The sequence below is a fragment of the Stenotrophomonas sp. Steno-C15 genome (assembly GCF_056393265.1).
Map to the genome: position 1 here is coordinate 98,295 of NZ_JBWJPF010000004.1, position 20,241 is coordinate 118,535.

Annotated in this window: 20 protein-coding genes; 14 read left to right on the forward strand and 6 right to left on the reverse strand. The window is 68.4% G+C overall.

Translation table 11 applies throughout. The annotated features are described in order from the left end of the window. The first annotated feature begins 2 nt into the window (after nucleotides 1-2). Nucleotides 3-350, forward strand: coding sequence for a ribonuclease E inhibitor RraB (locus tag AC06FB_RS05330; protein WP_053516848.1), 348 nt, complete (start codon nucleotides 3-5; stop codon nucleotides 348-350). A 61-nt stretch (nucleotides 351-411) separates the two neighbouring features. Here the strand turns inward: AC06FB_RS05330 and asd are convergent, their stop codons facing one another. Continuing rightward, nucleotides 412-1,254 carry an archaetidylserine decarboxylase gene (gene asd / locus AC06FB_RS05335; RefSeq protein ID WP_053516850.1) on the reverse strand — a complete coding sequence of 281 codons (843 nt, stop codon included), beginning with the start codon at nucleotides 1,252-1,254 and terminating at the stop codon, nucleotides 412-414. Next, nucleotides 1,251-1,901, reverse strand: a complete 651-nt coding sequence (locus AC06FB_RS05340) for an SCO family protein (protein WP_065174897.1) — start codon at nucleotides 1,899-1,901, stop codon at nucleotides 1,251-1,253. The genes asd and AC06FB_RS05340 overlap by 4 nt, the downstream gene beginning before the upstream one ends. A gap of 122 nt (nucleotides 1,902-2,023) precedes the next feature. Here AC06FB_RS05340 and prmB point away from each other — a divergent pair, with 122 nt between their 5' ends. The 8 genes from prmB (at nucleotide 2,024) to AC06FB_RS05380 (ending at nucleotide 10,031) form a co-directional block, all read left to right on the forward strand. Then, entirely contained in the window at nucleotides 2,024-2,953 is a 930-nt protein-coding gene (gene prmB / locus AC06FB_RS05345; RefSeq protein ID WP_053516852.1) for a 50S ribosomal protein L3 N(5)-glutamine methyltransferase, read from the forward strand. Beyond that, nucleotides 2,950-4,053 carry a chorismate synthase gene (gene aroC, locus AC06FB_RS05350; RefSeq protein ID WP_478053440.1) on the forward strand — a complete coding sequence of 368 codons (1,104 nt, stop codon included), beginning with the start codon at nucleotides 2,950-2,952 and terminating at the stop codon, nucleotides 4,051-4,053. Before prmB ends, aroC begins: the two co-directional genes overlap by 4 nt. Continuing rightward, nucleotides 4,046-5,083 carry a 2-hydroxyacid dehydrogenase gene (locus tag AC06FB_RS05355; protein ID WP_478053441.1) on the forward strand — a complete coding sequence of 346 codons (1,038 nt, stop codon included), beginning with the start codon at nucleotides 4,046-4,048 and terminating at the stop codon, nucleotides 5,081-5,083. Before aroC ends, AC06FB_RS05355 begins: the two co-directional genes overlap by 8 nt. A 90-nt stretch (nucleotides 5,084-5,173) precedes the next feature. After that, nucleotides 5,174-6,202 (forward strand): aspartate-semialdehyde dehydrogenase, encoded by a 1,029-nt coding sequence (locus AC06FB_RS05360; RefSeq protein WP_053516858.1) that lies wholly within the window; start codon nucleotides 5,174-5,176, stop codon nucleotides 6,200-6,202. Nucleotides 6,203-6,272: 70 nt separating this feature from the next. After that, entirely contained in the window at nucleotides 6,273-8,189 is a 1,917-nt protein-coding gene (locus AC06FB_RS05365) for a motility hub landmark protein FimV (RefSeq protein ID WP_262100398.1), read from the forward strand. Nucleotides 8,190-8,215: 26 nt separating this feature from the next. Next, nucleotides 8,216-8,575 (forward strand): VOC family protein, encoded by a 360-nt coding sequence (locus tag AC06FB_RS05370; RefSeq protein ID WP_074900255.1) that lies wholly within the window; start codon nucleotides 8,216-8,218, stop codon nucleotides 8,573-8,575. A gap of 32 nt (nucleotides 8,576-8,607) precedes the next feature. After that, the gene (gene truA, locus AC06FB_RS05375) at nucleotides 8,608-9,378 is read left to right on the forward strand and encodes a tRNA pseudouridine(38-40) synthase TruA (RefSeq protein WP_053520070.1); all 771 of its coding nucleotides are present in this window, start codon (nucleotides 8,608-8,610) and stop codon (nucleotides 9,376-9,378) included. Beyond that, nucleotides 9,375-10,031, forward strand: a complete 657-nt coding sequence (locus AC06FB_RS05380; RefSeq protein WP_478053442.1) for a phosphoribosylanthranilate isomerase — start codon at nucleotides 9,375-9,377, stop codon at nucleotides 10,029-10,031. The genes truA and AC06FB_RS05380 overlap by 4 nt, the downstream gene beginning before the upstream one ends. A 23-nt stretch (nucleotides 10,032-10,054) precedes the next feature. Here the strand turns inward: AC06FB_RS05380 and AC06FB_RS05385 are convergent, their stop codons facing one another. Continuing rightward, complete coding sequence (locus AC06FB_RS05385; protein ID WP_053520072.1) at nucleotides 10,055-10,942, reverse strand: LysR family transcriptional regulator; 888 nt, start codon at nucleotides 10,940-10,942, stop codon at nucleotides 10,055-10,057. 96 nt (nucleotides 10,943-11,038) lie between these two features. Here AC06FB_RS05385 and trpB point away from each other — a divergent pair, with 96 nt between their 5' ends. The 5 genes from trpB to glmM all read left to right on the forward strand — a co-directional run bounded on the left by trpB (nucleotide 11,039) and on the right by glmM (nucleotide 16,198). Further along, entirely contained in the window at nucleotides 11,039-12,256 is a 1,218-nt protein-coding gene (trpB, locus tag AC06FB_RS05390; RefSeq protein WP_180876068.1) for a tryptophan synthase subunit beta, read from the forward strand. Beyond that, a complete protein-coding gene (locus tag AC06FB_RS05395) occupies nucleotides 12,253-12,942 on the forward strand; it encodes a hypothetical protein (RefSeq protein WP_478053443.1) in 690 nt (229 codons plus the stop codon). Before trpB ends, AC06FB_RS05395 begins: the two co-directional genes overlap by 4 nt. Before the next feature lies 1 nt (nucleotide 12,943). Next, nucleotides 12,944-13,753: a tryptophan synthase subunit alpha gene (gene trpA / locus AC06FB_RS05400; RefSeq protein ID WP_478053444.1), complete on the forward strand. Its 810-nt coding sequence runs from the start codon at nucleotides 12,944-12,946 to the stop codon at nucleotides 13,751-13,753. 205 nt (nucleotides 13,754-13,958) lie between these two features. Continuing rightward, entirely contained in the window at nucleotides 13,959-14,834 is an 876-nt protein-coding gene (gene accD / locus AC06FB_RS05405) for an acetyl-CoA carboxylase, carboxyltransferase subunit beta (RefSeq protein ID WP_053520076.1), read from the forward strand. Further along, complete coding sequence (gene glmM, locus AC06FB_RS05410) at nucleotides 14,834-16,198, forward strand: phosphoglucosamine mutase (RefSeq protein ID WP_111186387.1); 1,365 nt, start codon at nucleotides 14,834-14,836, stop codon at nucleotides 16,196-16,198. The genes accD and glmM overlap by 1 nt, the downstream gene beginning before the upstream one ends. An 85-nt stretch (nucleotides 16,199-16,283) precedes the next feature. Here the strand turns inward: glmM and AC06FB_RS05415 are convergent, their stop codons facing one another. From AC06FB_RS05415 to AC06FB_RS05425, 3 genes are read right to left on the reverse strand one after another with little or no spacing between them, the layout of a single operon-like run. Then, the gene (locus tag AC06FB_RS05415; RefSeq protein ID WP_478053445.1) at nucleotides 16,284-17,141 is read right to left on the reverse strand and encodes a polysaccharide deacetylase family protein; all 858 of its coding nucleotides are present in this window, start codon (nucleotides 17,139-17,141) and stop codon (nucleotides 16,284-16,286) included. Further along, nucleotides 17,134-18,279, reverse strand: coding sequence for a glycosyltransferase family 4 protein (locus tag AC06FB_RS05420; protein WP_053520079.1), 1,146 nt, complete (start codon nucleotides 18,277-18,279; stop codon nucleotides 17,134-17,136). The genes AC06FB_RS05415 and AC06FB_RS05420 overlap by 8 nt, the downstream gene beginning before the upstream one ends. A 19-nt stretch (nucleotides 18,280-18,298) precedes the next feature. Further along, nucleotides 18,299-20,182, reverse strand: coding sequence for a DUF3413 domain-containing protein (locus AC06FB_RS05425; protein ID WP_478053446.1), 1,884 nt, complete (start codon nucleotides 20,180-20,182; stop codon nucleotides 18,299-18,301). Between the last annotated feature and the right edge of the window lie 59 nt (nucleotides 20,183-20,241).

Genomic DNA, 20,241 nt, shown 5'->3' on the forward strand with positions numbered 1-20,241 from the left:
CCATGGACCTTGAAGCAACCCGCAACCTGTTCGCCAATCTGCGCGAAAACACCGACTGGGACATCAGCGGCCCGCTGCTGTGGGGCTATTTCTTCGTGCATTCCACTGCCGAGCCGCTGCAGGCACTGGCCGCGCATCTGCAGGCGCAGGGCTACACCCTGGTGGAGGTGTTCGAGCAGGAGCCGGACGAGGGGGACGCGCCGTTCCACGTGCTGCATGTGGAGCGCGTGGAGGTCCACGACGAAGCGTCGCTGGATCGCCGCAACCAGGAGCTGGCAGCGCTGGCAGCGCAGATGGGTGTGGAAGACTACGACGGCATGGACGTCGGCCCGGCCCCCACCCTGCAGTAGGGGCCTGTGCGTAGTGCCGGGCGCGTGCCCGGCGCTGCGCAGCAACCCGGTGGCGGGATTGTCAGCGCAGCGTGGCCAGGGCCTGGCCCAGCTGCACCGGTGACTCCGCAGCCAGGTGTGGAGCGAACTCCGCCACGCCCGGCGGCAGCAGCACGACCACGGTCGAGCCATAGTTGAAGCGTGCCATCTCCGCGAAGCGCTCCAGGCGGATGCCCTGGCCGCGATAGTCCTTGCGGGTGATGCGGTCACCGTACTGAGGGATCTCCTCGCCGCTCCACACTGTCTCCACGCCGGAGACCAGCAGCGCGCCGACCATCACGCTCACCATCGGGCCGAAGCTGGTATCGAAATGGCAGACCAGGCGCTCGTTGCGTGCGAACAGGCGTGGCACGCCTGCCACGGCGGCCGGACCCACGCTGAAAAGGCGGCCTGGCACATGCACGGTCTCGCGCAGGGTGCCGGTCCAGGGCATGTGCACACGGTGGTAGTCGCGCGGGGACAGGTAGACGGTCGCGTACAGGCCGTCGTTGAACGGCTTGGCGTCCTCGGCGCTGCCCAGCAGCTCGGCGGCGGTGAACGACTGGCCCTTGGCCTGGAAGATGCGGCCGGCCTCGATGTTGCCGAGCTGGCTGACACGGCCGTCGGCCGGCATCACCAGGGTGCGCGGATCGGCATCGGCCACGCGTGCACCCGGTTTCAGCGCACGGGTGAAGAACTGGTTGAAGGTGGCGTAACTGCGCGGGTCGGGGTTGGCGGCTTCGTCCAGATTGACGTTGAACCTGCGGCTGACGGTGTCGATCAGCCAGCGCGACACGCGCGGGTTGTCCGAGTACGCCAGCGAGCGCGCCATCGAGGACAACAGGCGATGGGGCAGGGCGTATGTCAGGGCGGTGGTGAGGCTCATGGGGCGGTTTTCTCGGTCAGCTTCTGCAGGTCGCGGGCGATCGCCGGCGCATTGAACGGGGGGCGCACCAGGCCGGCGAGCCGGCCCTGCGGATCGAGCACGGCCAGGCTGGCCGAGTGCTCGACGGTGTAATCCTCGGGATTCTCGTCGAAATGCTTGCCCGGCACCTTCTGGAACACGAAGCCCAGTGCGGTGGCGAAGCGTTCCAGCGAAGGGACGTCGGCGGTGGCCGCCAGGGTGTCCTTGTGGAAGCCGTGCGCGTACTCGCCAAGGCGGGTGGCGCTGTCGCGCTCGGGATCGACGGAGACGAACAGCACCCGCGGACGCAGCCCGTCGGGCAGTGCTTCCCACTGCTGCTGCGCACCGGCCAGTTCGGCCAGGGTGGTCGGGCACACGTCGGGGCAGAAGGTGAACCCCAGGAACACCAGGGTCCAATGGCCCTTCAACTCGCCCGGAATGAGCCGCGTGCCATCGGACTGGGCCAGGTTGAAGTCGGGCAGCTCGCGCGGCTGCGGGTACAGGGTGATCGCTTCGGTGGCCGGCTGGCCGGCCGGGGGCTTCGGAGCAAAGACCTGCTGCGCGGCGAGCAGGCCCAGGCCCGCCGCCAGGGCGATCAGCAGGATGATGCCGACGTTGCGATTGAACATGGGAGCCCCCGCGCGAAGTGGTCCCCATCATACCGGCTGCGGCCTGATCGTTTCCGTCGCAACGGATGCCGGCGCAGGCGCCAGCCCCTATAATCGGGGGCCACTTTGCCCGCAGTACCGCCATGACCGCTGAAACGGCCGCCGAACTCCACACGATCATCGACCTGATCCGCTACGGCACCAGCCGTTTCAACGCCGCCGGGCTGACCTTCGGGCACAGCTACGACAACGCCCTGGACGAGGCGACCCAACTGGTGCTGCACAGCCTGCACCTGCCGCATGACCTGGGCCCGGCGTATGGCCAGGCGCGGTTGCTGCAGGAGGAGAAGGTGCGGGTGCTGGAGCTGTTCCAGCGCCGCATCGACGAACGTATCCCGGCCGCCTACCTGACCGGCGAGGCGTGGTTCGCCGGCCTGAGCTTCAAGAGCGACGCGCGCGCCCTGGTGCCGCGTTCGCCGATCGCCGAGCTGATCGAGTGTGGTTTCGAACCATGGCTGGCCGGCCGCGACGTCAGCCGCGCGCTGGATCTGTGCACGGGTTCGGGCTGCATCGCCATCGCAATGGGCCACTATTACCCGAACTGGGAGGTGGACGGCGTGGACCTGAGCGACGACGCACTGTCGCTGGCCGAAGAGAACAAGGAGCGCCTGCAGGCGCACAACGTCACGCTGATCAAGTCCGACCTGTTCAGTGGCCTGACCGGCCGCCATTACGACCTGATCGTCACCAACCCGCCGTACGTCACCAACGACGAGACCGATGCCCTGCCGCAGGAATATTCCTACGAGCCGGAAATGGGCCTGCGTGCCGGCGATGACGGCCTGGACCTGGTGCTGAAGATCCTGCGCGATGCGCCGCTGCACCTGAGCGAGGACGGCCTGCTGATCTGCGAAGTGGGCGAGTCCGAGCAGCACCTGGTCAAGCTGCTGCCGGAAGTGGACTTCGCCTGGATCGAGTTCAAGGTCGGGCAGATGGGCATTTTCGCGGTCGAATGCCGCGAGCTGATCGCCCACAGCGCCCGCATCACCGAACTGGCGGCGCAACGGCCGTGAGCTCCAATTCGTTCGGCAAGCTGTTCACCGTCACCACGTTCGGCGAGTCGCACGGGCCAGCCATCGGCTGCGTGATCGATGGCTGTCCGCCCGGGCTGGCGCTGGACGCGGCCGAATTTGCCCACGATCTGCAGCGCCGTGCCACCGGCAAGAGCCGGCACACGTCGGCGCGGCGCGAGGCCGATGAGGTCGAGATCCTGTCCGGCGTGTACGAGGGCCTGACCACCGGCACGCCGATCGCGCTGCTGATCCGCAACACCGATCAGCGCAGCAAGGACTACGCGAACATCGGCCAGCAGTTCCGGCCGGGCCATGCCGACTACAGCTACTGGCACAAGTACGGCATCCGCGATCCGCGGGGCGGTGGCCGTTCCTCGGCGCGCGAGACCACCATGCGCGTGGCCGCGGGCGTGGTCGCCAAGAAGTGGTTGGCCGAGCGCTTCGGCGTCACCGTGCGCGGGTATCTGTCGCAGCTGGGCGGGATCACTCCTGGAGGTTTCGACTGGTCGGCGGTGGAAGACAATCCGTTCTTCTGGCCGCACGCCGCGCAGGTGCCGGAGCTGGAGGCGTACATGGATGCGCTGCGCAAGTCCGGCGATTCGGTCGGCGCGCGCGTGGACGTGGTTGCCGACAACGTGCCCCCGGGCTGGGGCGAGCCGATCTACGGCAAGCTCGATGGCGAGCTTGCGGCGGCGCTGATGAGCATCAACGCGGTCAAGGGCGTGGAGATCGGCGACGGGTTCGCCAGCGTGGCCCAGAAGGGCACCGAACACCGTGACCTGCTGACCCCGCAGGGTTTCGCCAGCAATCACGCGGGCGGCATCCTGGGCGGCATTTCCACCGGCCAGCCGGTGGTTGCGTCGATGGTGTTGAAGCCGACCTCCAGCCTGCGCCTGCCGGGCCCATCGCTGGACACCGCCGGCAACGTGGTCGAAGTGGTCACCACTGGCCGCCATGATCCCTGCGTCGGCATCCGCGCCACGCCGATCGCCGAAGCGATGGTGGCGCTGGTGCTGATGGACCAGGCATTGCGTCACCGCGCGCAATGCGGCGATGTCGGCACCATCACGCCCCGCATTCCCGGGCAGGTCGATGGCTGAAACGCGGCCGACGGTGTGGGTGAGCCAGCCGCTGATCGAGGCGGCCATCGCGCCGCTGCGTGATCGCGTGCAGCTGCGCACCACCGACTCCGTCACCGTGTGGTCGGCTGAGCAGATCGCCGCACAACTGGCCAGCGCCGATGGCGCGATCATCACCCTCAACGAGCGTATCGGCGCGGCCGAGCTGGCCAATGCCTCGCGGCTGCAGGTCGTTGCCAACGTCGGCGTGGGCTACAACAACCTGGATGTGACCGCGCTCAGCGCGGCGGGCATCCTGGCCAGCAATACCCCCGACGTGCTTACCGAGACCACCGCCGATCTGGGCTTCGCACTGCTGATGGCCGCCGCGCGCCGGATCACCGAATCCGAACGCTGGCTGCGTGAAGGGCACTGGCAGCAATGGTCGTTCCAGACCATGCTCGGTGCCGACATCCACGGCAGCACCCTGGGCATTCTCGGCATGGGGCGGATCGGCCAGGGCATCGCCCGTCGCGGCGCGCATGGTTTCGGCATGAAGGTGCTGTACCACAACCGCTCGCGACTGCCAGCAGATGCCGAAGCAGCAGTCGGTGCCGCTTATGTCGATCTGGATACGCTGCTGGCGCAGTCCGACCATCTGGTGCTTGTGCTGCCTTACACCCCGGCCTCGCACCACCTGATCGACGCCGCTGCGCTGGCGAAGATGAAACCGACGGCCACGCTGGTGAACATCGCGCGCGGAGGCCTGGTCGACGAAACAGCGCTGGCCGATGCACTGGCCCATGGGCGCCTGGCCGCTGCCGGGCTGGACGTCTACGAAGGCGAGCCGGCCGTACGCCCGGAACTGCTGGCGCTGCGCAACGTCGTGCTGACCCCGCACATCGGCAGCGCTTCGCTGGCCACGCGTACGGCGATGGTGCAGCGGGCCGTGGACAACCTGCTGGCCGCGCTCGGCCTGGCCGGCGGGCCGGCGCACATGCCGAGCGCGATCAATGCCGACGCGGCGCTGGCCGCACGTGCCGCCCTGGGCAAAAAAAACGGGAAACGATAGGGAGCCTCCGCGCGTTCCGTCCGAGGAGGTTCCCCGAACCCAGCTGTCGTGCGTGAATTTTTCCCATCCGTTTTCTTGAGAGTTCCCCCCATGAGCAATGCACAACGCCGCTTCCATGTCGCCATCGTCGGTGCCACCGGCGCCGTCGGCGAGACCATGCTGGCCATCCTGGCCGAGCGCGGTTTCCCGGTCGGAACCCTGAGCCTGCTTGCCTCCGAGCGTTCGGCCGGTGGTGAGGTCGAGTTCAACGGCGAGAAGGTCAGGATCCAGGACCTGGCGAGCTTCGATCCGAAGGGTGTGGAGATCGCCCTGTTCTCCGCAGGTGGCAGCGTCTCCAAGGAGTACGCACCGAAGTTCGCCGCCGCCGGTGCGGTGGTGATCGACAACTCCTCGGCCTTCCGTTACGACGATGACGTGCCGCTGGTGGTATCGGAGGTCAATCCGGACCAGATCGGCAATCGTCCGCGCGGCATCATCGCCAACCCCAACTGCTCGACCATGCAGATGCTGGTCGCGCTGGCGCCGCTGCATCGTCGCTATGGCATCGAGCGCATCAACGTCTCCACCTATCAGTCGGTGTCCGGCGGTGGACGCTCCGCACTGGAGGAGCTGGGCAAGCAGACCGGCCAGCTGCTGAGTTTCCAGGAGATCGATCCGCAGCGTTTCCCGGTGCAGATCGCCTTCAACCTGATCCCGCACATCGACGACTTCCAGGACAACGGCTTCACCAAGGAAGAAATGAAGCTGGTGTGGGAAACCCGCAAGATCCTGGGCGACGACAGCATCCTGGTGAACCCGACCGCGGTGCGCGTGCCGGTGTTCTACGGCCATTCCGAGTCGGTGGCGATCGAGACCCGCGACAAGGTCACCGTGGCCGAGGCCCGTGCGCTGCTTGAACAGTCGCCCGGCATCGAGGTGGTCGACCGCCATGAAGCCGGCGGCTATCCGACGCCGGTCACCCACGCATCGGGCACCGATGCGGTGTACGTCGGCCGCATCCGCGAGGATCTGTCGCATCCGCGTGGCCTCAATCTGTGGATCGTGTCGGACAACGTGCGCAAGGGCGCAGCCCTGAACGCGGTGCAGCTGGCAGAGCTGGTCGCTGCCGAGCAGCGTTGATCGACAGCCCGGGCGCCCTGGGCTGCTCTGTGCGTGCGGACCCCGGTCCGCACGCTTTATAGTGTCGCCCATGAATAAACGGGCCAAGGGCGCATCGCGCCCGCTCACCTATCTGTCTGCCGCACTGCTGGCTCTGGCCAGCAGTCCGGTGTTCGCGCTGGGGCTGGGCGACATCCGCGTCCTGTCCAGACCCGGTCAGCCGCTGCTGGCGGAGATTCCGGTGGTGTCCGCCGATCCTTCGGAGCTGGAGAATCTGCGCGTGGCGCTGGCATCGCCAGCCACGTTCGAACGTGTCGGCCTGCAACAGCCGACCGGCCTGGTGGGCGAGCTCCAGTTCGAGCTGACCCGCAATGCGCAGGGGCGGGCCGTGGTGCGGGTCACCTCGCAGATGCCGGTGGAGACGCCGTCGCTGAGCTTCCTGGTCGAGGCCGACTGGGGGCAGGGGCGGTTGGTGCGCGAGTATTCGGCCCTGATCGATGCGCCCTCCAGCGCGCTGGCCGTGGCGGAACCGGAAATCGTCGCACCGGCGGGCACGCTCTCCAATACCATCGCCCGCGATCCGCCCGCCGAGGCGGCGGTACCGGCGCCTGCACAGGGCGGGACGCCGGCCAGTGCGACCACGGCGGCTGCACCGGTGCGTCCGCGCGCTGCCGCTGCACCGTCGTTGCCGCCGGCTGCCGATGGCAGCATTACCGTGCAGCGCGGGCAGACCTTGTCGCAGATCGCCAGCGCGGTCGCCCGCGGCAACCAGGTCAGCCGCGACCGGGCGATGATTGCGCTGCTGCGTGCCAATCCCGAGGCCTTCATCCGGGGCAACATCAACCTGCTCAAACAGGGTGCGGTACTGCGCATGCCCGGCAGTGACGCGCTGGCGGCTGTGGATGCGGCCGAAGCCGGTGCCCTGGTCCGCGAACACGCCGCGCAGTGGCGGCAGGCGCGTACCGTGCCGCAGCCGGCAGGCGTTCCTGCACCTGCGGTCGCTGCGCGGGCCACTTCTCCGGCCGCCGCGGCCGGGGCACGACTTGAGATCGCCCCGGCGCTGGCGTCCGACGCCGCGCACGCGGGCACAACCACCGGCACCGGAGCCGGCAGCGAGGGTGACATGCTGGGCAACGAACAACTTCGCCAGGCGCGCGAGGACATCGCCACCCGCGATGCCGAGATCGGCGAGCTGAAACAGCGTGTGGCCGAACTGGAGACGCTGAAGGCACAACAGCAGTCGCTGATCGCGATGAAGGACAACGACCTGGCGGCGGCTCAGCAACGGCTGGCACAGGCGCCGGGCGCGCGTGACGCCGGAACGCCGTGGTACTGGCTGGGACTGCCGGTGCTGCTGGTGCTGGCAGGCGCCGCATGGTTGCTGCGCCGTCGCAAGCCATCGCCGCTGCCGCCGCTGCGCGAGGAAGACGATGCCACAGCTCTGGCGGCGGCCGTGCCGGCCGGTGCCGCGCTCGATACGCTGGCCGAGCAGTCTGCGTGGTCTACCGCCGATGCCGACAGCGGGCGCCAGGAGCCGGCGATGCCGGCCTGGGCGACGATCGCCGACGCCCGATCCGAAGACGGATCGGGCGGCACGGACGAGCAGCCGTCGGGCGATGGCAAGGACGAGGCACCGTTGCCGGAACCCGTGACCGACCTGCCGCGCTGGGACGAACCGGTGGACGAGAGGGGTGTTGGCCGGCCGACGGCCCAGGAAGCCGATTCCGGGGTTTCGGTCCCGGACTACGCGCTGCATGCCGAGCAGCAGCCGCAGTTCCGCGGCGTGTTCGACCTGCCCGCCGATCTGCAGGACAACGACGCCCCGTCGGTGGAGGATGCCGGCGACACCTGGTCGCCCCGCGCTGGGCAGGAACGCCTGGAGCTGGCGATCGCCTACCTGGATCTGGGCGACGCACAGACCGCGCGTACCCTGCTGCTGGAGGTTGCCGAAGGGGGCGACCCGGACTGCCAGGCGCAGGCGCGCGAGCTGCTGGCCCGGCTGCCGTGACCGATACCTTCGACAAGGACCCTGCCATGACCCGCGAGCGTCGCATCGACTATGTTGAGTTCGCGTCCCGCGACCCGGCCGCCAGCCGTGCATTCTTCGAGAAGGTGTTCGGCTGGTCGTTCGTCGATTACGGCAGCGACTACACCGCCTTCGACGATGGTCGCCTGCAGGGGGGCTTCTTCCGCGGCCAGCCGCAACGCGCTACTGAAGGTGCCCCGCTGCTGGTGCTGTACGCCGATCAGCTGGCCCCCGCCGAAATGGCCGTGCGCCAGGCGGGTGGTGAGGTGGTGCGGCCGGTGTTCTCCTTCCCGGGCGGCAGCCGCTTCCAGTTCGTCGAACCCGGTGGCAATGAACTGGCGGTCTGGTCGGAACGCGATCCGGCCTGAGCGTCGTCCACTCCGCAACATCGAGGTAGCACATGCGTTATGCGCTTGGCGTCGAGTACGACGGCAGCGATTTCAGAGGCTGGCAGAACCTGGGAGAGGGCGGTCCCAGCGTCCAGGCCAGTCTTGAGCAGGCCCTGTCTTCGGTGGCCGACGCGCCGCTGCAGGTGGTCTGCGCTGGCCGAACCGACGCCGGCGTGCACGGCCAGTGCCAGGTCGTGCATTTCGATACCGACGTAGTGCGCGACCCGCGCGCCTGGATGCTGGGTACCACCACCCGCCTGCCGCGCTCGATCGCGGTGCGCTGGTGCGTACCGGTGGCGGAGGATTTCCATGCGCGGTTCTCAGCGCGGGCGCGCCGCTACCGTTACCGGCTGCTCAATCGCGAAGTACGGCCGGCGCTGGACCGGCAGACGCTGAGCTGGGAGCGTCGCGCACTGGACGCGACGCTGATGCACACGGCCGGGCAGGCGCTGCTGGGTGAGAACGACTTCAGCGCGTTCCGCTCGGTCCAGTGCCAGGCCCTGCATGCGCGGCGCGAGCTGCAGTCACTGCAGGTCAGCCGCCACGGCGAGGTGATCGAGGTGGCGGTACAGGGCAATGCATTCCTTCATCACATGGTTCGCAATATCGTCGGTTCGCTGATCCTGGTCGGCAGCGGCGAGAAACCGGTGGAGTGGATCGCCGAGCTGCTGGCCGGAAGGGATCGCACCGTAGCCGGTCCCACTGCACCGCCGCAGGGCCTGGTGTTTCTTGGACCGCTGTACCCCGACAACTGGCATCTGCCCGCCGAGGTCACGCTATGAGCCGCTCCTACTACCGTACACGCATCAAGTTCTGTGGAATGACCCGTGCCGGCGACGTGCGCCTGGCCGGCGAGCTCGGCGTGGATGCGGTGGGTTTCATCTTCGCCCGCGAGAGCAGCCGCCGGGTTGCGCCCGTCGAAGCGCGCGCGATGCGCCAGGCGATCGCGCCGATGGTCGACGTGGTGGCGCTGTTCCGCAACAACAGCAAGGAAGAGGTGCGCGAAGTGCTGCGCACCGTGCGGCCCACCCTGCTGCAGTTCCATGGCGAGGAGGACGAGAGCTTCTGCCGCAGCTTCAACATGCCTTACCTGAAGGCGGTCGCGATGGGGGGGCGTGAGGAAGTCAACGCGCGTACCCTGCAACTGCGCTATCCGAGCGCGGCCGGCTTCCTGTTCGACAGCCACGCACCGGGTGGCGGTGGCGGTACCGGTGTTGCATTCGACTGGACCCGCATCCCGACCGGGTTGCATCGGCCATTCCTGCTGGCCGGCGGTCTGACCCCGGACAATGTGTACGACGCGGTGCTGGCGACCCTTCCGTGGGGCGTCGACGTCTCCAGCGGCATTGAACTGGAGCCGGGCATCAAGGACGGCTACAGGATGCGCACCTTCGTCGAGGAAGTGCGCCGCGCCGACTGCACCGTGCTGGAGTAGGACCGGGAGGCTGCGGCGTCACGTTACCTCAGCTGGGCCGCGACCCAGTCCGCCAGGGCGTCGACGCGTGCGTCGGCCTGGCCCTCCGGCCGCGCCAGGACCCAGAAGCCGCCCGTGGCGGCGAAACCCCATGGGGCCAGCAGCCGGCCTGCCGCGAGATCCTCAGCGACCAGCGGCTCCGGCGCGATCGCTGGACCCAGCCCTGCCACCGCCGCTTCCAGCAGGTAGTAAAGGTGTTCGAAACCCGTGCCCAGCCGCAGCCGGGCGGGGTCGAGATCGTGCGCCTGCGCCCACGTCGGCCACGCCTGTGGCCGTGAGCTGGTGTGCAGCAGCGTCTCCTGCAGCAGTGCCGAGGGCGGCACATGGCGCAGGCGCTGCGCCGCCGGATGTGACGGTGCCACCACCACGCCCACCCGCTCGGGCGCCAGCTCGCGCACCTGCCAGCCCCGTGGCCACGGCCCCTGCGCCAGCAGCAGGACCGCATCCAGTGCCGCCTGCGCCTCGGTGAAGCTACCGTCCAGTGCCGACCACTGCAGGCGCACACCGGGCAGTGCGGCCTGCAGGGCGGGGAGGCGCGGAATCATCCAGCGCGCCAGCACGCTGCCGCTGCAGCCCAGTACCAGCGCTGGCGACGCCGCGGGCCGCCGCAGCTCGCGCACGCAGTCTTCGATGCCGGCGAAGGCTTCGCTGCAGGCCGCCTGCAACAGTGTTCCCGATGCGGTCAGGCGCAGGCCACGCCCGGCGCGCTGGAACAGGGCCAGGCCCAGATGATCCTCCAGCAGCTTCAGCTGCCGGCTGACTGCACCGTGGGTGACATGCAGGTCCTGCGCGGCGCGGCCCACACCGCCCAGACGGGCGGTGGCCTCGAACGCGCGCAGGGCATTGAGTGGCGGCAGCAGGGATCGGCTCATGTGAGATTTCCTGACGATATGTGCCAGATAATATCCATTTTCCGGTCATGACCCGTGCGCTAGAGTATCCACCTGTCTGAATCACCGGTCCCTGCCATGTCTGCCTCCCCCATTGCCGACTACCACGCCTTCCCGGATGCCCAGGGCCATTTCGGCCGCTATGGCGGCAGCTTTGTCGCCGAAACCCTGGTCGGTCCGCTGCAGGAGCTGGCCCAGGCCTATGACCAGGCCCGCCAGGACCCCGCGTTCCAGGCGGCCTACGACCGCGATCTGGCTCATTACGTGGGCCGGCCGAGCCCGATCTATCATGCCCAGCGCCTGAGCGACCACGTCGGCGGCGCACAGATCCTGCTCAAGCGCGAGGACCTGAACCACACCGGCGCGCACAAGATCAACAACACCATCGGCCAGGCGCTGCTGGCGGCGCGGATGGGCAAGACACGCATCATCGCCGAGACCGGCGCCGGCCAGCATGGCGTCGCCAGCGCCACCGTTGCCGCACGCCTGGGCCTGGAGTGCGTGGTGTACATGGGCGCCACCGACATCGAGCGGCAGAAGATCAATGTCTACCGGATGAAGCTGCTCGGCGCGACGGTGGTGCCGGTCACCTCCGGTTCGGCGACCCTGAAGGATGCGCTCAATGAAGCGATGCGCGACTGGGTGACCAACGTGCAGGACACCTTCTACATCATCGGTACCGTGGCCGGCCCGGACCCGTATCCGCGCATGGTGCGCGATTTCAATGCCATCGTCGGCCGCGAAGCGCGCGAACAGATGCTGGCTGAGTATGGCCGGCTGCCGGATGCGATCACGGCGTGCGTGGGTGGCGGCAGCAACGCGATCGGCCTGTTCCATGCCTTCCTCAACGACCGCCAGGTCGAGATCATCGGCGCCGAAGCGGCCGGTGACGGTATCAACACAGGCCGCCATGCCGCCTCGATCGCGGCAGGGCGTCCAGGCGTGCTGCATGGCAACCGCACCTACGTGCTGTGCGACGACGACGGCCAGATCATCGAGACCCACTCGGTGTCGGCCGGCCTGGATTATCCGGGCGTCGGCCCGGAGCACGCGTTCCTGGCCGACAGCGGGCGCGCGCGCTATCTCGGCATCACCGACGAAGAAGCGCTGCAGGCGTTCCATCTGCTGGCACACACCGAGGGCATCCTGCCGGCGCTGGAGTCCAGCCACGCGCTGGCGCAGGCGATCAAGCTGGCGCGCGAGCGTCCGCGCGACCAGATCGTGCTGTGCAATCTGTCCGGGCGTGGCGACAAGGACGTGCATACCATCGCCGCACGCGAAGGGCTGGTGCTGTGAGGCCCATGCTGCGCCATGGCGGCGCGCTGGTACTGGCGGTGGGGCTGGGCGGCTGCACGCCGCCCGATCCGCCGGTGCTGGCGCCCGCGGCGACGTCTCCGGCGGCCATCGCCCCGGCCCGCCAGGTGGCCAGCAACGACGACGATGCCGCCCATCACCCGATCGAGGATGCACCGTTGCCTGCAGCAGGGGAGGTCGCAGATGACGGGGCCACGCCGACGGTGGCTTCGGTCGCGCTCGACCATGCCGGCGAGGTGCTGATTGGCCAGCCTTTCAGCGAACTGCAGGCCGAGGCGCAGTGGCACTCGGCGGGCCTCGCCGAGGCGACGGCCGGGCGCTGCGACTATTACGAGCGCGGCACGCTGCCCGAGGGCGTGGCGATGCTGGTGCAGGACGGCAACGTGGTGCGTTTCGACCTGGCTCCGATCGACGATTCGGGACTGGTGGTGACCCAGCCCGGGCCGTTCGGACTGCGCCTGGACATGCCGCGTGCGCAGGTGCTGCAGCAGATGCCGCAGGGCGTCATCGCAGCTGCGCTGGGCGTTGATGCCGACGCCGGCGAATCCCTGCTCTGGCAGGACCCCGGTTCCGATCTGGCGATCCGCGTGGAGATCGTGGATGGCACCGTATCCAGAATGCATTGGGGCGCCAGCGGCGCCGTTGACCTGATCGAAGGATGTATCTGACATGCCCGTATCCCGACTCGACGCCTGTTTCCAGCGCCTGCGCGAACAGCAGCGCAAGGCACTGATTCCCTTCGTCACCGCTGGCGATCCTCTGCTGGAAGCAACCGTGCCGGTCATGCATGCACTGGTTGAGGCGGGCGCCGACGTGATCGAACTGGGGGTGCCGTTCTCCGATCCGATGGCCGACGGCCCGATCATCCAGCGCAGTTCCGAACGTGCGCTGGCGCGCGGTGCAGGCAGCCGTTACGTCCTGCAGGCGGTAGCGCAGTTCCGCCAGCGCGATGCGCAGACGCCGGTGGTGCTGATGGGCTATCTCAATCCTGTGGAGATCCATGGCTACGCGGCATTCGCCAAGGCCGCGGTGACCGCCGGCGTGGATGGCGTGCTGCTGGTCGACCTGCCGCCGGAGGAAGCCGGCGAGGCCCAGCAGGCCTTTGATGCGGAAGGCCTGGCCCTGGTCCTGCTTGCCTCCCCGACCACCAGCCCGGCACGCGCGGACAAGCTGCTCGCGCTGGCGCGGGGCTACCTGTACTACGTCAGTTTTGCCGGTGTCACCGGTGCGTCCGACCGCCTCGACAGCGAGGCCGCCAGCGTACGCCTGCAGGCGCTGCGTGAACGGGCCACGGTCCCGGTGGTGGCCGGCTTCGGCATCCGCGATGCCGCCAGTGCGGCGGCCATGGCGCGCGAGGCAGACGGTGTGGTGGTGGGCAGCGCCTTGGTCGCGGCACTGGCCGAAGCGACCTCGGCCGAAGAGGCGGCCCAGCGGGCGCACGCATTCCTGGCGCCCCTGCGCCAGGCCCTGGACGCCTGACGGCAGCGCCCGGCCATGCCCGACGGTGCGCGCTACGGCGTATCCGCCGGGCGTGGCCCGGCGCTGCCTGCGCTAAACGTACGTCCCAGCATGGTTTTTCCGCCGCCGCCCACAGGCCGGCAAGGGGTGCACGGGCGGGGAAAGCGGAGCTAGACTGTCCGCCTTTGCGGCCCCCGGGCCGCCCTGAACGGAAGTGTCCTCCCGCATGAGTTGGCTCAGCAAGTTGATGCCGTCCGGCATCCGCACCGACAACACCCCCAGCAAGAAGCGCAGCGTCCCCGAGGGCCTGTGGGAAAAGTGCAGCAACTGCGGCAGCGCGCTGTACCGGCCGGAACTGGAAGAGAACCTGGAAGTCTGCCCGAAGTGCGGTCACCACATGGCGATCCGCGCGCGCGCGCGCCTGGCCGCGCTGTTCGATGCGGACAGCACCACCGAGATCGGTGCGCGCCTGGGGCCGACCGACCTGTTGAAGTTCAAGGACCAGAAGAAGTACAGCGAGCGCATCAAGATCGCGCAGAAGAACACCGGCGAGTACGACGCGCTGATCGCCATGCGCGGCCTGCTCAAGGGCCGTCCGCTGGTCGCATCCTCGTTCGATTTCGCCTTCATGGGCGGTTCGATGGGTTCGGTGGTCGGCGAGCGCTTCTCGCTGGCGGCCGAGGCTGCCGTGGAGATCGGCGCGCCTTACGTCTGCTTCTCCGCCAGTGGCGGCGCGCGCATGCAGGAAGGCCTGTTCTCGCTGATGCAGATGGCCAAGACCTCGGCTGCGCTGGGCAAGCTGCGTGAAGCCGGCCTGCCGTACATCTCGGTGCTGACCCATCCCACCACCGGTGGCGTATCGGCCTCGTTCGCGATGCTGGGTGACATCAACATTGCCGAGCCGCAGGCGCTGATCGGATTCGCCGGCCCGCGCGTGATCGAACAGACCGTGCGCGAAAAACTGCCGGAAGGTTTCCAGCGTTCGGAATTCCTGCTGGAGCATGGTGCCATCGACCAGATCTGCGACCGCCGCGAAATGCGTGACCGCCTGTCCGACCTGCTGGCGATGCTGGGCCGCCAGCCGGCGCCGGAGGTGGCTTGATGGGAGGCCGCAAGTACTTCGGTACTGATGGCATCCGCGGACGTGTCGGTGAGGGAGCGATCTCGGCCGACTTCGTGCTGCGCCTGGGCAATGCATTGGGCCGCGTGCTGGTGGCCCGGCACGGCCATGACGGGCGCCGCCCGATCGTGGTGATCGGCAAGGACACCCGCATTTCCGGCTACATGTTCGAGGCGGCGCTGGAGGCGGGCCTGGTCGCTGCCGGCACCGATGTGCAGCTGCTCGGCCCGATGCCCACCCCGGCGGTGGCGTTCCTGACCCGCACCTTGGGCGTTGATGCAGGCATCGTCATCAGTGCTTCGCACAACCCGCATTACGACAACGGCATCAAGTTCTTCTCCGCACAGGGCGAGAAACTGGACGACGCCACCGAACTGGCGCTGGAAGCCGCACTGGACGTGCCGTTCACCACGGCCGAATCGGAGCGGCTGGGCAAGGCGTCGCGCGCGCGCGAGGCGGTAGGCCGCTACATCGAGTTCTGCAAGGCCAGCGTGCCGCGTGCGTTCGATCTGCGTGGCGTACGTCTGGTGCTGGACTGCGCGCATGGTGCCACCTACCAGATCGCCCCGCTGCTGTTCCGCGAGCTGGGTGCCGAGGTCATCGGCATCGGTGCCGAGCCGAACGGGGTGAACATCAATGCCGGCGTCGGTTCGACCCATATCGACAACCTCGCCGCCAAGGTCCGCGAGACCCGTGCCGATCTCGGCATCGCCTTCGACGGTGACGGCGATCGCGTGCTGATGGCTGACGACCAGGGCAATCCGGTCGACGGCGATGACCTGCTGTACATCCTGGCACGCACCTGGCAGGCGGAAGGTCGCCTGCGTGGGCCGGTGGTCGGCACGCTGATGAGCAACTATGGACTGGAGAAGGCGCTGGCCGACCTGCAGATCCCGTTCCAGCGCAGCAACGTCGGCGACCGCTACGTGCACCAGGCGCTGATCGAAGGTGACGGCGTGCTCGGTGGCGAAGCCTCGGGCCATCTGCTGTGCCTGGACCGGGCCACGACCGGTGACGGCATCGTCAGTGCGCTGCAGGTGCTGCTTGCGCTGCGCAGCAGCGGACAGACGCTGCGGCAGGCGTTGCAGCCGCTGGTGAAGGTCCCGCAGAAGACGGTGAACGTGCGGTTGGGCAATGTCTCGGCCAAGACTACCGTGCAGGCCGAAAGCGTGCAGTCGGCACTGCTGGAGGCGCAGCAGGCCGTGGCCGGCCGTGGGCGCGCATTCCTGCGCCCGTCCGGCACCGAGCCGGTGGTGCGGGTGACGGTCGAGGCCGATGACGCAACACTGATGCAGGACACGCTGGATCGCCTGTCGGCCGCAGTGAAGGCCGCCGCCGCGGCCTGAGCCCGCAGGTGGTTCCGCAACGGACAACGCCCCGGACGACCGGGGCGTTTTCTGTTCAGAGGGCCGCTGCTGGGCCGAGGCGGACTCAGGGGCCCGGCACCATCTTCTTCTGGCGGGCCTTGAAGCCGTTGAACAGCGGCGCGATCAACGGGTTGTAGCTCTGCGCGATGCGCTTGCGCAACCAGCTGGCCGGCCGGTTGCGGATCGCGAAGCGGTAGATGCGTTCGGGATCGCCGCCGATCACGTTGCGGCCGAACGGGTGGGTGGTATGCAGGTAACGGAACCCCTGCTCGCGCGCGACTTCGACATGGTCATCGTCGAAGTCACCGTACGGCCAGCACAATGTGTCCGAAACTTCGCCCAGCTTGTCCTGCAGGACCTGGCGCGAGAGTGCCAGGTCGTTGCTGATGCCGGCCCGGCGCTGCGCGCGGTCCAGGTCGTCGCGGCGCAACCAGCGTGTATGGGTGTGGGTATGGCAATGCACCTCGAAGGTGCCCGCGTCGATCGCCGCGCGCGCTTCGCTCCAGCGCATCATCACATCGTCGCTGCGCCCCTGCTCGTAGATGGCGGCCTCGCAGCCGCGATGGTCCGGCGTTGCCGGCAGTACCGCGCCGGGCAGGCCTGCATGCGGCCGCACCGGGCCTTCGCCCATCCATCCGGTGACCACGAACACCACCGCGTGCATGCCGTACTTCTGCAGGATCGGATGCGCGTAGACCCAGTTGTCCAGGTAGCCATCGTCGAAGGTGATGACGATCGACCGGCGCGGCACCGGCCTGCCGGCCAGGAACCCGGCGTACTGCTCCAGTGTCAGTGAGGTCCAGCCACTGTTGGCCAGCCAGGCAATCTGGCTTTCGAAATTCTCCGGCGACACCGTGATCATGCCGGGCGACGGACTGACGTGATGGTGCATCAGCACCGGTACGGTTCGGGCATCAGCCATGTCCCAGCTCCTTCAGCCACTGGCGGTAGTAGTGTTCGGTGGTCTCGCCGTGGCCGGTGGGTGTGAAGCGGTGCGCAGCGCGCATCCATTCCCAGCCGGCACGGCCCATCTGCCGGCGCCGTTCCGGATCGTCCACCAGCAGGCGCAGAGCGCCTGTCAGGGCAGCATTGTCGCCCAGCCGGGTGAGGATCGCATTGCTGCCGTCCACGACCATCTCCGGCACGCCACCAACCCGCGTCGCCACGATCGGCACGCCGACGTACGCCGCTTCCAGGAACACGGTGCCGGCGGCTTCCTTGTGCGAGGCGAGGGCGAAGATATCGAAGCCGGCCATCAGCCGGCAGGCGCCGTCGCGGTAGCCGAGCAGGTGGACCTGCGACTGCAGGCCGTGCTCGGCGCACATCGCCTGCAGGCGCTCCATCACCGGCTGCCCGTCGCCGATCACCACCAGGTGCAGGTTCGGATTGGCCTTGCACAGCGGCACCATTGCCTGCAGCAGATCGGCATGGCCCTTGGGCTCGCGCAGCACCGCCACGCAGCCGACCACGATGTCCTGTTCGCCGAAGCCGAGCTCGGCACGGACTTCGGCACGCACGTCCTGCAGGCACTGCCACGGATCTTCCTTGCGGATATCGGTCCAGCGCGGTGGAACCGCGATCGGCGGCACGATGCCGATGCGCTCAGCGGGAATGCCACGGTCGGCCAGCAGCTGCTTGACGAAGCTGCTGACGGTCAGCACCCGGTGCGGCAGGCCGGTATAGGTCAGCAGCGAGTTGACCGGACTCATCAGGTGGCGCGAGCGCACCACCAGCGGCGCACCGCCGAGGCGGGCGCCGGCGGCGGCAATCAAGGCGTCGCGACGGCTGGTGGTGTTCACCACGTCATAGCGTTCGCGGCGCACCAGGCGCGAAACCGACCAGATGCCGCGCAGCAGGCGCGCCAGCCCTCCCATGCGCAGCGTATGCACGGTGAAGCCGTCATCGCGCGCCAGCTGCGCCAGCCGTGCCTCGGGCTGGCACAGCAGCGAGACGTCGTGGCCGCGCGCGCGCATGGCCTGCATGTGGCGGAAGATGTAGATCTCCTGCCCGCCCATTCCCTTGGCGGCTTCGGTGTGCAGGATGCGCAGCGAACGTTTCATGCGGACTCGATCCTTGATATCAACGATTGCGGAAGCGCGTCAGCGCTTCCCAGGCGGAACGGATCGCGGCTGCGTCCGGCGCCTGTTGTGGCAGTGGGCGATAGTGCCGATCCAGCGCGGTGGCATTGCCGAACTTGTCGAACACGTAGAGGGCATCGCCGTGGCGGACGGCGCGCTGCGACCAGCTCTCCACCACCAGGGCACGGAGCCCTTCCGGGGCCGCCAGCAGATCCTGGCCGGTGCTGTAGTCGGCCAGCGGGTTCTCGCAGCCCAGGGCGTGCCGCATCAGCGTGGGCACCCAGTCCTCATGCGAGCTGGTGCGCGCATCACGGCCGCTGGCCTCGCCCGGCCAGTGCAGCACGAACGGCACCTGCAACTGGTAGTCGGAGAAGTTGCCGTTGTGGCCCCAGTAGTTCAGCGCGAGGTCGTTGAACTCCTCTGCGTGATCGCCAGTGACCAGCACGATGGTGTCCTGCTCCAGGCCCTGCGCACGCAGGGTATCGAGCAGCGATCCGACCAGGCTGTCGGCGTAGTGGACGGAGGTGTGATAGCGGTTCAGTTCCGGCGTCGGATCGTGGTCCGGCCCGAACTTGAGGAAGTCGATGTCCGCGGCCATCGGCGTGGCCAGGGGCGGATAGTCGGCCGGCAGGTGGTAGGGCGCGTGGGTGGAGTCGAGGAACACGAAACCGAACCACGGGCGCTGCGCGGCCTGGCTGTTACGGATGTCCTGCTGCAGCGACGCGACGATGGCACGGTCGCGGCCATCGGGCTTCAGTGCCGACGGCCCCTGGTGCAGCTGGTCACGGACATCGGCGAACACGGTGCGGTCGAATTCCGGGCTGTACATCGGCGCGCTGCCGTACAGGTGCAGGTCATAGCCCTGCTGTCCCAGGACCTGGAACAGCTGCGAGCCACGCTGCTCGTCAAGCATGCTTGCCCAGTAGCCACCGGGAAGTCCGTAGAGCAGGCCGAACAGGCCGTAGCGGGTGGCGTTGCCGGTGCTGAAGTGATGCTCGTAAACGCGGGAGGACTGCGCCAATGCCGTGGTGTTCGGCATGATCTGTGGCGTCAGCACATCGTGGCGGAGTGATTCGAGTACCACCATCAGCACGTTCGGCCGCTGGTGGCTCTGGCAGCGCAGCGGATGCAGCGGGTAGTGCAGCTGGGCATGGCGGGGGGCGGGCAGGCCCGCCTGCTGCTGGCTGACCACGCCCAGGCGACGCATGAAGCTCTTGGCGGTGATCGGCTGCGCCCAGGGCAGGTAGTTCCACTGGCTGATCACGTCACGCTCGCCGCGTGCATCGTAATAGGCGGTCGCCACCTGGCCACCTGCCATCAGCAGGATGACCAGTGTCCATGCCTGCAGGACGTGGCGCCGTCGGGGCAGGGCGGGCAGCAGCTTCCAGCAGGCCCACGCCAGCAGGGCTTCGGCGGCGAAGATGGCCGATACGAGGGCGATCGCCTGCAGCCAGGTCTTCCACGACAGCGCGACCTGATCGTGCAGCGCGCCGCCGAACACCATGTTCGCCACCATGGCATTGAGGTGGAAGCGGTACAGCGCGAACACCTTGGCATCGACCAGCAGCAGGCACAGCCACAGGCCCTGCAGCACCACCGCGCCGATGCTCAGAGGACGCGCGCTGCGGGCCCACAGACCGAGCAGCAGCGGCAGCAGGCCGGCCAGCGCGCCGAACGCCAGCAGGTGGCCGGGCAGGGCAACGGCCAGATACGCCAGGCCGACGGGGCCGCCGGGGTTGTCCCGCAGCGGCACGTTGCCCAGGGTGATGACGGCTGCCAGTACGGCGTTCGCCGCCACGAACAAGGACCACCAGGCCAGCCGGCGCCAGTGCTGGGTACAACCGGGTCGGGAAGCTGGATCGGCGGCGGGTGGAGCGGAGGGCATCGTCGGTACGTGTTCAGCAGGAGCGGGACAAGGGGGCGGCGCCGCCGCGGCCGGCGGAT

Coding starts and splice junctions, on each gene's coding strand:
- AC06FB_RS05330 (WP_053516848.1), top strand. CDS start 3: ATGGACCTTGAAGCAACCCGCAACCTGTTCGCCAATCTGCGCGAAAAC.
- asd (WP_053516850.1), bottom strand. CDS start 1,254: ATGAGCCTCACCACCGCCCTGACATACGCCCTGCCCCATCGCCTGTTG.
- AC06FB_RS05340 (WP_065174897.1), bottom strand. CDS start 1,901: ATGTTCAATCGCAACGTCGGCATCATCCTGCTGATCGCCCTGGCGGCG.
- prmB (WP_053516852.1), top strand. CDS start 2,024: ATGACCGCTGAAACGGCCGCCGAACTCCACACGATCATCGACCTGATC.
- AC06FB_RS05355 (WP_478053441.1), top strand. CDS start 4,046: ATGGCTGAAACGCGGCCGACGGTGTGGGTGAGCCAGCCGCTGATCGAG.
- AC06FB_RS05360 (WP_053516858.1), top strand. CDS start 5,174: ATGAGCAATGCACAACGCCGCTTCCATGTCGCCATCGTCGGTGCCACC.
- AC06FB_RS05365 (WP_262100398.1), top strand. CDS start 6,273: ATGAATAAACGGGCCAAGGGCGCATCGCGCCCGCTCACCTATCTGTCT.
- AC06FB_RS05370 (WP_074900255.1), top strand. CDS start 8,216: ATGACCCGCGAGCGTCGCATCGACTATGTTGAGTTCGCGTCCCGCGAC.
- truA (WP_053520070.1), top strand. CDS start 8,608: ATGCGTTATGCGCTTGGCGTCGAGTACGACGGCAGCGATTTCAGAGGC.
- AC06FB_RS05380 (WP_478053442.1), top strand. CDS start 9,375: ATGAGCCGCTCCTACTACCGTACACGCATCAAGTTCTGTGGAATGACC.
- AC06FB_RS05385 (WP_053520072.1), bottom strand. CDS start 10,942: ATGAGCCGATCCCTGCTGCCGCCACTCAATGCCCTGCGCGCGTTCGAG.
- trpB (WP_180876068.1), top strand. CDS start 11,039: ATGTCTGCCTCCCCCATTGCCGACTACCACGCCTTCCCGGATGCCCAG.
- trpA (WP_478053444.1), top strand. CDS start 12,944: ATGCCCGTATCCCGACTCGACGCCTGTTTCCAGCGCCTGCGCGAACAG.
- accD (WP_053520076.1), top strand. CDS start 13,959: ATGAGTTGGCTCAGCAAGTTGATGCCGTCCGGCATCCGCACCGACAAC.
- glmM (WP_111186387.1), top strand. CDS start 14,834: ATGGGAGGCCGCAAGTACTTCGGTACTGATGGCATCCGCGGACGTGTC.
- AC06FB_RS05415 (WP_478053445.1), bottom strand. CDS start 17,141: ATGGCTGATGCCCGAACCGTACCGGTGCTGATGCACCATCACGTCAGT.
- AC06FB_RS05420 (WP_053520079.1), bottom strand. CDS start 18,279: ATGAAACGTTCGCTGCGCATCCTGCACACCGAAGCCGCCAAGGGAATG.
- AC06FB_RS05425 (WP_478053446.1), bottom strand. CDS start 20,182: ATGCCCTCCGCTCCACCCGCCGCCGATCCAGCTTCCCGACCCGGTTGT.